Here is a 9,315-nt window from a genome sequence, read left to right as displayed (position 1 = left end):
CCCGGGGATGACAGTGGCGCTATCTGGCGAAGCGATCAGGACCATCGGGAGTGCCGTGACAATCACAGTCGCATTGGTTAGCGCGGTATGGTTTGTCGCCGGATTAGAAGGGAGGGTGCGTCGGCTAGAAGAGCAGGTCCATACGTTAACTGTCGCGCCAGTTATTACGGATTCAGGCGGTACTGCGACCTCAAACCCAGTTGCAGAAGCGTGTGCTAAACTTGCACTACAAGCCGGCGAGGCTGTCAAAAATAGCCATCTATATTCTGAGTTACCTTCGCTCCAGGATGTAATACAGAAATTGGGATGCAATACTCCCCCGCAGCGCTAACTCAATTTAACCTCAACTTCAGACCAAGGCTCCGCCCCCTCTACTCCGCCGCCTCCGCCTTCGCCTTCTTCGCTCGCCCGCGGTCGAGGACGTGTTTCAGGTAGCGGCCGGTGTAGCTCTTGGGGTTGCGCGCGATCTGCTCGGGCGTTCCCGTCGCCACGACTTCGCCGCCGGCGTCGCCGCCTTCGGGGCCCATGTCGACGATCCAGTCGGCGGTCTTCACCACTTCGAGATTGTGCTCGATGACGACCATGGTGTTGCCCTGGTCGACCAGCTCATGCAGCACATCAAGCAATTGCGCGACGTCGTGGAAATGCAAGCCGGTCGTCGGCTCGTCGAGAAGGTAGAGCGTGCGCCCGGTGGAGCGGCGCGCCAGTTCCTTGGCGAGCTTGACGCGCTGCGCTTCGCCGCCCGACAGGGTGGTCGCCTGCTGGCCGACTTTCACGTAGCCGAGGCCGACGCGCTTCAGCGTGTCCATCTTGTCGCGGATCGACGGCACCGCCTTGAACAGGTCCGCCGCTTCTTCCACTGTCATGTCAAGCACATCGGCGATCGACTTGTCGCGATACTTCACCTCCAGCGTTTCGCGGTCGTAGCGCTTGCCGTTGCAGACGTCGCAGGTGACGTAGACGTCGGGCAGGAAGTGCATCTCGATCTTGATCACGCCGTCGCCCTGGCAGGCTTCGCAGCGCCCGCCCTTGACGTTGAACGAGAAGCGCCCGGCCTGGTAGCCGCGCTGCTTGGCCTCGGGCAGGCCGGCGAACCATTCGCGGATCGGCGTGAAGGCGCCGGTGTAGGTGGCCGGGTTGGAGCGCGGCGTGCGGCCGATCGGCGACTGGTCGATGTCGATGACCTTGTCGAGCTTCTCCAGCCCGTCGATGCGGTCGTGCGGCGCCGGCGGCTCGCTCGCGCCGTTCAACTGCCGCGCCGTCGCCTTGTAGAGCGTGTCGACGATCAGGGTCGACTTGCCGCCGCCGGAAACGCCGGTGACGCAGGTGAAGGCGCCGAGCGGGATCGCCGCGGTGACATTCTTGAGATTGTTGCCGCGCGCGCCGACGATTTTCAGCTCGCGCCCCGGGGGGGCGACGCGGCGGCGCGGCGGCGTCGGCACGAACCGCACGCCGGAAAGATATTGGCCGGTCAGCGAGTTGGGGTCGGCTTTGATCTCCGCCGGCGTGCCCTTGGCGACGATCTCGCCGCCGTGCACGCCGGCGCCGGGGCCGATGTCGACGACATAGTCGGCGGCGAGGATCGCGTCCTCGTCGTGCTCGACGACGATCACCGTGTTGCCGAGTTCGCGCAGGCGCCTGAGCGTGTCGAGCAGACGGGCGTTGTCGCGCTGGTGCAGGCCGATCGACGGCTCGTCGAGCACGTAGAGTACGCCGGTCAGGCCCGAGCCGATCTGGGAAGCGAGGCGGATGCGCTGGCTCTCGCCGCCCGACAAGGTGCCCGAGGCGCGCGACAGGGTCAAATAGTCGAGGCCGACGTCGCTCAAGAACGTCAGCCGGTCGATGATCTCCTTGAGGACGCGCTCGGCGATTTCGTTGCGCTTGGCGTCGAGCGCGGCGGGCAGCGCGCGCGCCCACGCGACCGCCGCCTTGACCGACAGCAGGCTCACTTCGCCGATGTGCTTGCCGTCGATCTTGACCGCCAGCGCCTCCGGCTTGAGGCGGAAGCCCTGGCAGGCGACGCACGGCGTCGCGGTCATGAAGCGCTCGATCTCCTCGCGCGACCACTCGCTTTCCGTCTCGCGGTGGCGCCGCTCGAGATTCTTGACCACGCCCTCGAACGGCTTCCTCACTTCGTAGGACCTGAGGCCGTCGTCGTAGGCCAAGCGCACCTCCTCGGTTCCCGAGCCGTTGAGGATGATTTCGCGCGCCTTGTCCGGCAGGCTCGCCCAGGCGACGTCGAGGCGGAACTTATAGGCGCGGCCGAGCGCCTCCAGCGTCTGCAGATAATAGGGCGAACTCGACTTGGCCCACGGCGCCACCGCGCCCTTGCGTAAGCTCAGGCGCGCATCGGGGATGACGAGGCTCGCGTCGACCGTCAGCTCCGAGCCGAGCCCGCCGCAGACCGGGCAGGCGCCGTAGGGGTTGTTGAACGAGAACAGCCGCGGCTCGATCTCGGAAATGGTGAAGCCGGAGACCGGGCAGGCGAATTTGGAGGAGAAGAGGATTCTTTGGGGCGAGTGGCGAGTTTCGGGCGAGTGGCGAGTGGCGAGTGGCGAATGGGAAGAGGCGCCGCTCCCTTCTTCGCCATTCGCCATTCGCTCATTCGCCATTCGCTCTTCGACAATCTCGACGATCGCCAACCCGTCCGCCAGCTCGAGCGCGGTCTCGAAACTTTCGGCCAGCCGGCTTGCCAGATCGGGGCGCACGACCAGCCGGTCGACGACGACTTCGATGTCGTGCTTCACCTTCTTGTCGAGCGTCGGCGCGTCGGCGATTTCGTAGAATTCCCCATCGATCTTAAGCCGCTGGAAGCCGCGCTTCATGTAGTCCGCGATCTCCTTGCGGTACTCGCCCTTGCGGCCGCGGACCACCGGCGCGTTGAGATAGAGCCGCGTGCGCTCCGGCAGCGCCAGCACGCGGTCGACCATCTGGCTGACCGTCTGGCTCTCGATCGGCAGGCCGGTCGCCGGCGAATAGGGCACGCCGACGCGCGCCCATAAGAGCCGCATGTAGTCGTGGATTTCGGTCACCGTGCCGACGGTCGAGCGCGGGTTCTTCGACGTCGTCTTCTGCTCGATGGCGATCGCCGGCGACAGGCCGTCGATCTGGTCGACGTCCGGCTTCTGCATCATCTGGAGGAACTGGCGCGCGTAGGACGAGAGCGACTCGACGTAACGGCGCTGGCCCTCGGCGTAGATCGTGTCGAAGGCGAGCGACGATTTGCCCGAGCCCGACAGACCGGTGAAGACCACCAGCTTGTCGCGCGGGATGGTCAGGTCGACGTTCTTGAGATTGTGCTCGCGCGCCCCGTGCACCGCGATCGTGCGGCCGCCGAACAGCTTGTCGATCGGCTCGGCCGCGCGGGGGCGCCTGGAGGATTTGCCGCTCGCCATGGGGACCCTTGTGGAATGACGCGATTCGCGCCGGCGCTTGCGCGGCCGGCGCGGCGATGCTAGAACAAACGAAGAACGTTGAGAAGCGCTCCGCGCGGCGTTCGCGAAAAGAATGTAGTGTCGAATTCCGTCGCCGCCAAACGCCGGCCGCGTGCTTCGACTGTGGAAAAGTCGGGCCTCATGGCGGTCGGCCGCGCTATTGCCGCGGCTTTGCGGCAAGAGGGGCGGGCGCCGGCGAAGACGATGGGCTAGACCAATTTCAGGCGGCGTGCGCGTCGCGGCGGCGGCGGCGGGTAGGGAGAGCATCATGGCCGGTAGCGTCAACAAAGTCATTCTGATCGGCAATCTCGGCAAGGACCCGCAGGTGCGGTCGCTGAATTCCGGGGAAAAGGTCGTCAGCTTCTCGCTCGCGACGTCGGAAAACTGGCGCGATAAGGCCACCGGCGAGCGCAAGGAGAAGACCGAGTGGCACAACATCGTGATCTTCAATGAGAACATCGGCCGCGTGGTCGAGCAATACTGCAAGAAGGGCGCGAAGGTTTACGTCGAGGGCCAGTTGCAGACCCGCAAATGGACCGACCAGTCGGGGGTGGAGAAATACACCACCGAGGTCGTGCTGCAGCGCTTCCGCGGCGAACTGACGCTGCTCGATTCGCGCGGCGCCGCCGGCGAGGGACGCGACAGCTTCGCCAGCGAAGAGCGCGCCCCGAGCGTCGGGCGCTCGTCGCCGGTCGAGGCCAAGCGGCCGGCCCTGTCGGGCGGCGGCGGCGACCTCGACGACGACATTCCGTTCTGAGCGGGCCGGTCGCCGTCGCAACGCGAGAATTGGGCGGGGGCGGCCGACCCATCCGGGTCCTTGCGACGCGGTTGCGCCGTTCCGGCCAGGGAGACGCGCTATGGCCATGCCGAGAGTGCTGACGGCCGACGAAATCGACGCCGCCTTGACGGCGCAGCCGGACTGGAAGCGCGAAGGCGGCGCGATCGCCGCCAGCTATGCCTTCGCCTCGTTCCGCGACGCGCTCGCCTTGATCGTGCGCGTCGGTTTCGAGGCGGAGGAGGCGAACCACCATCCCGAGATCGTCAACGTCTACAACCGGGTCTCGTTCAAGCTGAGCACCCACGACGCCGGCAATGCGGTCACCGAACGCGACATCGCGCTGGCCGGCCGCATCTCCGCCGTTGCGCGTCCGTTCCTCGCCGGGCGCTGATCGCCCGCCGGTTCAGTCGGCCGACTTTCGCCAAACGGTGAGCGAGACCCCCGCCTCGCGGTCGAGCCAGCGCGGCTCGGCCGCCCTCAGGCCCGCCGCGGCGAGCGCTTCGTCGACCGGAAGCCGGCCGCGGCCGAAGATCGGCAGGCCGCCGGGCAGCCGCGCCTGGGCGGCGCGGCTGAGCAGAAACCGCTCGTAGCCGAGCCCGAGAAACAGCGCGAAGACGTCCGGCCCGCCGAGAATCGCCGCCGTTCCGCCGGCGATTCCGAGCGCTTCGCAGGCGGCGGCGAACGACGCGCCAGCTGGATTCCACAGCACGGAATGAGGAAATTCAGAGTCGGCGGCGATCGCCGAGGCGTGGCGGGTGACGACGACGCGGCGCCGGCGCGGCGAATTCGTCTGGCCCTCGTGCGAATGTCGGCCGTGAACGAGCACCGCGGCGCGATCGAGCGCCTCGCTGAAGAAGCGCGCGTCCGCCGGGTTCTGCAGCGCCGGCGGCATGCGCCCGTCGGCGCCGGCGATCATCCCGTCGGCGGAGACGATGGCGTAGCCTTCGTAATGAAAATCGCCGGGCATCGACTCAGGCTCTCCAGGGCGACGCGCTTCAGGACTCGCTCTTCGAGTCGACGAGCGCGAGAAACTCGCTGCGGGTGATCGGCTGGTCGCGGAAGACGCCGAGCATGCGGCTGGTGACGAGATCGGCGCCGTGACGGCGCACGCCGCGGCTCATCATGCAATGGTGGGTCGCCTTGACCACCACCGCGACGCCGCGCGGCTTGAGCACGCTTTCGATCGCATTGGCGATCTGCGCCGTCAGCCGTTCCTGGATCTGCAGCCGCCGCGCATAGATGTCGACGATCCGCGCCAGTTTGGAGATGCCGACGACACGGCGGTCGGGCAGGTAGCCGACCCAGGCGCGGCCGACGATCGGCGCGAGGTGATGCTCGCAATGGCTCTCGAAGGTGACGCCGCGCAGCACGATCATCTCGTCGTAGCCGTCGACCTCGGCGAAGGTGGTGCGCAGCGCCTCTTCGGGATCGGTCTCGTAGCCGGCGAAATATTCGCGATAGGCGCGGATCATGCGCGCCGGGGTGTCCTTGAGGCCGTCGCGGTCGGGGTCTTCGCCGATCCAGCGCAGGATGTCGCGGAAGGCGCGCTTGGCTTCGGAATCGTCGATCGGGACGGGCGACCGCGGCGCGGCGGAGTTCGGGTCGGCAGGCATGCGGCTTCCCCGGTCGCGCCGGGACGGCGCCTCATAGCTGTAGCCGCCGCTCGCGGGCCGCGTCAACGCGCCGCTTCAGGCGCCCGAAACGTTCAATTCACGCCGATCTGGTTAGGACGTCCCCACTGCATTTAGGGCGGCCGGCGCCCCGCGCGAGACCACTTGATTGGCCAAGCGCGACCCGAAGCGGCCGATGGCGGAACGGCGGCTTCGGGCAATTGAAATGCCGCAGCGGACGTTCGCGCGCGCCTAGCGTCGCGGCGGCTTTCGACCGAGCTATGCAAAATCACCCGCTTTCGCTTAAGAGCGGGCGCGCTCGGCGCAGTCTTCGCGATTTGCGCGCTCCCCGATGAACGGGATTGCGCGAGGACCGAGCGAAGCGAGCATCAGGGCCGCCCGGCAATGATGTAATCGCGCCGCGTCCAGGCGCCGTTCGGCGCGATTTTGCGGGCAAAACAGCCGCTTCTTCGGCAATAAAGATCGTAGCCATCCGCTGGGTTGCAGGATACGAAAGACATCGCGGAAGCGGGGGCGCGGGATGGTTCGCGCGATCGTCTTTCCATATTCAACCCACTAAAGAGCGGAAACCGCGCAATCGGTGATCGGGATCTTCTTATCCTCTATCCCTATTCCATTCGAGGTTATGAAACTGAGGTCATTGCCTCTAACATGTTTCAAGACGTAACCTTGGCATGACGTTCGATTGATATTTATGTCGTACAATGTCGTTAAAGTCACAATATTTGTTGCGGAAGTGTGAAACATGTATTTGTCTTCAAATTTAAAATTATCTCCGTTTAGGGTTGCATAGCTTGATGATGTGGACCCCGTCTGATCCTTGCACTTTGCCGTATAGTCGCTATGCTTACCAAGACGACCGAAAATGCCTGAAGAGTCGCCATTATTGCAGACGTTGGACATATTTAATTGTTGCGAATCGTTGGTAATAAAGACATCACCGGCGAGGGTGATCTTGATTTCCGTGTGCACGTGCTGTTGGCCGTGATTGAACTTTATGACAATGTTGCGATTGCCTTCATTTGCGTCAATCGGGACACTTGCGATGAAAAGAAGTATTATCGAAAGCAGAGGCGAAAAGAGCGCGTCTCCCAGGCTGACTTTCACCGTGCGTTCCTTTCGAGTTCTTGGTTAGGGCGGCGCCGGGTTATGGTTGCTATGACATTCTGCAATCCGGCGCCAAATCCCGAGTCCAAGCGGACCAATCGCTTCAATGGCTTACGGCGCCGATCGGCGCTCGGATCCGTTGCTGAATAACAAACCGCGCTTCAGCGTTCTCTCCACAAGAATTATTGTTGCGGAACGAAAATAACACAAGCGATTCCTTCATTGCGTGGCGGTTTGATTGCGGGTCTGCAGCCGTTGTCGAAGTGCGCAAAAATAGGAGCGAACGTCTCCTCCCCGCCGATGGTCGCCGAAGGCGCCTCGCCGGCGTGGGGGCCGCTTTCGAGGGCCGCCTGATTATCCGAGGCCGACCGCAACCGGCGCATTGCTGACGCCAAATGAGGCGTCGCGGCGGCTCTATTTGTAGGGGATGGGCGGCTTAACCGGTTAACATGGTCCAATCGACGGGGCGCCAGGCGGCTTTCAACGGCTTTGCCGGTCGGGCGGCTTGAAAACGGACCGCGTTTTCCACCACAATCGAGCCCAAGCCGGAGGCGACGTTTGATGAGCGCATTTGATCGGTCCTTAGTCCTCGCGCCGTCGATCCTGTCGGCCGACTTCGCCAATCTCGGCCAGGAAACGCGCGACATCGCCGCCGCCGGCGCCGACTGGATTCACCTCGACGTGATGGACGGTCATTTCGTGCCCAACATCACCTTCGGGCCGGCGGTGGTGGCGGCGCTTCGCCCGCACAGCGACAAGCCGTTCGACTGTCATCTGATGATCGAGCCGATCGACCCCTATCTCGAAGCCTTCGCCCAAGCCGGCGCCGACCGCATCACCGTCCAGGCCGAGGCGACCCAGCATCTCGACCGTTCGCTGCACGCCATCCGCGCGCTCGGCAAGAAGGCGGGCGTCGCGCTCAACCCGGCGACGTCGCCCGACGCAATCGAATACGTGCTCGACCGGCTCGATCTGGTGCTGGTGATGACCGTCAATCCCGGCTTCGGCGGTCAGGCGTTCATTGCGGCGATGCTCGAGAAGGTCGCGCGGGTCAGGCGCATGATCGGCGAGCGGCCGATCCATATCGAAGTCGACGGCGGCATCGCCGCCGAAACCGCGCCGCTGGTCGTCGCGGCCGGCGCGAATGTGCTGGTCGCCGGTTCGGCCGCGTTCCACGGCGGGCGGGCGGCCTACGCCGCCAATCTCGCAGCGTTGAGGCGCAGCGTCGCGAGTGCGGGCCGCGCGGCCTAGAATTCCCGCTGTCGCGCGCTTTTGGCGAAAACCGGCGTCCACTTTTTCGCCGCGCGCTCTGAGGCCGCGCCGGGGCCGGAAGAGCGCGCTTGCGCCGCTTGCGTCGCGGGCGCCGGCGGGGCAAGTTTTCCCCATGAGCGAGGGACAAGCGATTCTCGTCACCGGCGCCGCGCGCGGCATCGGCCGGGCGACGGCGCGGCTGGCCGCGGCGCGTGGCTGGTCGGTCGGGGTCAATTATTTGCGCGACGAACGGGCGGCGCACGCGCTGGTGGAGGAGATTGCGCGCAGCGGCGGCAAGGCGGTGGCGCTGCGCGGCGACGTCGCCGACGAGGACGACGTCGCGGCGATGTTCGACGGCGCGGTGCGGGCGCTCGGACCGTTGCGCGGGGTGGTCGCCAACGCCGGGATCGTCGCGCCGGCGGCGCGGCTGGTCGAGATGAGCGTCGAGCGCATGCGGCGCATGTTCGAAGTCAACATTCTCGGCGTCTATCTGACGGCGCGCGAAGCGGCGCGGCGCATGGCGACCAGCCTCGGCGGCGCCGGCGGATCGCTGGTGCTGATCTCCTCGACCGCGGCGCGGATCGGCTCGCCCAACCTCTATGTCGACTACGCCGGCTCGAAGGCGGCGGTCGACGCTCTGGCGATCGGCCTGTCGAAAGAGCTCGCCGCCGACGGCGTGCGGGTCAATTCGGTCCGCCCCGGCCTGATCGACACCGAGATCCACGCCAGGGGCGGCGAACCCGATCGCGCCTTCCGCATCGGCGCGACGACGCCGATGGGGCGGCCGGGCACGCCCGACGAGGTCGCCGAGGCGGTGGTCTGGATGCTCAGCGACGCCGCCTCGTATGTGACGGGGGCGGTGCTCGACGTCGCCGGGGGTCGCTAGTGGTCAAAATCTGACGCTTGGTGCCCAGTGCCTACTTGGTGCCGCCATTGACCTTGAGGCATCTGGTATATTTGGCTTGGTCATGGGTAGGCATCGTCCACCACATGTGGGTTTGATCCCAACCGACGGTTCCTCCGTACTGCAAGGCGCAAGTACAGCCGATCGGGTTGTCCATGTATTGGCATTTCGGATTGGTCTGAAGCGCCGACGCGTTATCCAGCGTCGCAA

The 9,315-nt window shown here is 65.5% G+C and carries 9 protein-coding genes; 4 read left to right on the top strand and 5 right to left on the bottom strand.

The window, feature by feature from the left end; all coding sequences use genetic code 11:
• Positions 1-371 precede the first annotated feature (371 nt).
• Positions 372-3,395, bottom strand: coding sequence for an excinuclease ABC subunit UvrA (uvrA, locus tag ABSF49_RS17295; RefSeq protein ID WP_424113893.1), 3,024 nt, complete (start codon positions 3,393-3,395; stop codon positions 372-374).
• A 307-nt stretch (positions 3,396-3,702) separates the two neighbouring features.
• Between uvrA and ssb the strand changes: the two genes are divergently transcribed.
• Together ssb and ABSF49_RS17285 are read left to right on the top strand one after the other, a co-directional pair.
• On the top strand, positions 3,703-4,191 hold the full coding sequence (gene ssb / locus ABSF49_RS17290) for a single-stranded DNA-binding protein (protein ID WP_424113892.1): 489 nt from the start codon (positions 3,703-3,705) through the stop codon (positions 4,189-4,191).
• A gap of 100 nt (positions 4,192-4,291) precedes the next feature.
• A complete protein-coding gene (locus ABSF49_RS17285) occupies positions 4,292-4,603 on the top strand; it encodes a 4a-hydroxytetrahydrobiopterin dehydratase (protein WP_424113891.1) in 312 nt (103 codons plus the stop codon).
• Between the two features lie 12 nt (positions 4,604-4,615).
• On the opposite strand, the gene ABSF49_RS17280 is transcribed toward ABSF49_RS17285, so the two are convergent.
• From ABSF49_RS17280 to ABSF49_RS17270, 3 genes are all read right to left on the bottom strand, one after another.
• On the bottom strand, positions 4,616-5,179 hold the full coding sequence (locus ABSF49_RS17280; RefSeq protein WP_424113890.1) for a dihydrofolate reductase family protein: 564 nt from the start codon (positions 5,177-5,179) through the stop codon (positions 4,616-4,618).
• 28 nt (positions 5,180-5,207) lie between these two features.
• Positions 5,208-5,825 (bottom strand): GTP cyclohydrolase I FolE, encoded by a 618-nt coding sequence (folE, locus tag ABSF49_RS17275; protein WP_424113889.1) that lies wholly within the window; start codon positions 5,823-5,825, stop codon positions 5,208-5,210.
• Positions 5,826-6,398: 573 nt separating this feature from the next.
• A complete protein-coding gene (locus tag ABSF49_RS17270; RefSeq protein WP_424113888.1) occupies positions 6,399-6,950 on the bottom strand; it encodes a hypothetical protein in 552 nt (183 codons plus the stop codon).
• A 561-nt stretch (positions 6,951-7,511) separates the two neighbouring features.
• On the opposite strand from ABSF49_RS17270, the gene rpe reads away from it, so the two are divergent.
• Entirely contained in the window at positions 7,512-8,201 is a 690-nt protein-coding gene (gene rpe, locus ABSF49_RS17265) for a ribulose-phosphate 3-epimerase (protein WP_424113887.1), read from the top strand.
• 133 nt (positions 8,202-8,334) lie between these two features.
• Positions 8,335-9,087 carry an SDR family oxidoreductase gene (locus tag ABSF49_RS17260; RefSeq protein WP_424113886.1) on the top strand — a complete coding sequence of 251 codons (753 nt, stop codon included), beginning with the start codon at positions 8,335-8,337 and terminating at the stop codon, positions 9,085-9,087.
• 31 nt (positions 9,088-9,118) lie between these two features.
• Here ABSF49_RS17260 and ABSF49_RS17255 read toward each other — a convergent pair.
• On the bottom strand, positions 9,119-9,315 hold a 197-nt coding region (locus ABSF49_RS17255), incomplete at its 5' end, for a hypothetical protein (RefSeq protein WP_424113885.1).

This window comes from Roseiarcus sp. (assembly GCF_049514155.1).
GTDB lineage: Bacteria > Pseudomonadota > Alphaproteobacteria > Rhizobiales > Beijerinckiaceae > Roseiarcus.
Note: the sequence above shows the minus strand (reverse complement) of the source record. Positions and strands in the feature narration are given on the sequence as shown.

Excerpts from the sequence above, each read along its gene's own strand:
- uvrA (WP_424113893.1), bottom strand. The coding sequence starts at position 3,395 with ATGGCGAGCGGCAAATCCTCCAGGCGCCCCCGCGCGGCCGAGCCGATC.
- ssb (WP_424113892.1), top strand. The coding sequence starts at position 3,703 with ATGGCCGGTAGCGTCAACAAAGTCATTCTGATCGGCAATCTCGGCAAG.
- ABSF49_RS17285 (WP_424113891.1), top strand. The coding sequence starts at position 4,292 with ATGGCCATGCCGAGAGTGCTGACGGCCGACGAAATCGACGCCGCCTTG.
- ABSF49_RS17280 (WP_424113890.1), bottom strand. The coding sequence starts at position 5,179 with ATGCCCGGCGATTTTCATTACGAAGGCTACGCCATCGTCTCCGCCGAC.
- folE (WP_424113889.1), bottom strand. The coding sequence starts at position 5,825 with ATGCCTGCCGACCCGAACTCCGCCGCGCCGCGGTCGCCCGTCCCGATC.
- rpe (WP_424113887.1), top strand. The coding sequence starts at position 7,512 with ATGAGCGCATTTGATCGGTCCTTAGTCCTCGCGCCGTCGATCCTGTCG.
- ABSF49_RS17260 (WP_424113886.1), top strand. The coding sequence starts at position 8,335 with ATGAGCGAGGGACAAGCGATTCTCGTCACCGGCGCCGCGCGCGGCATC.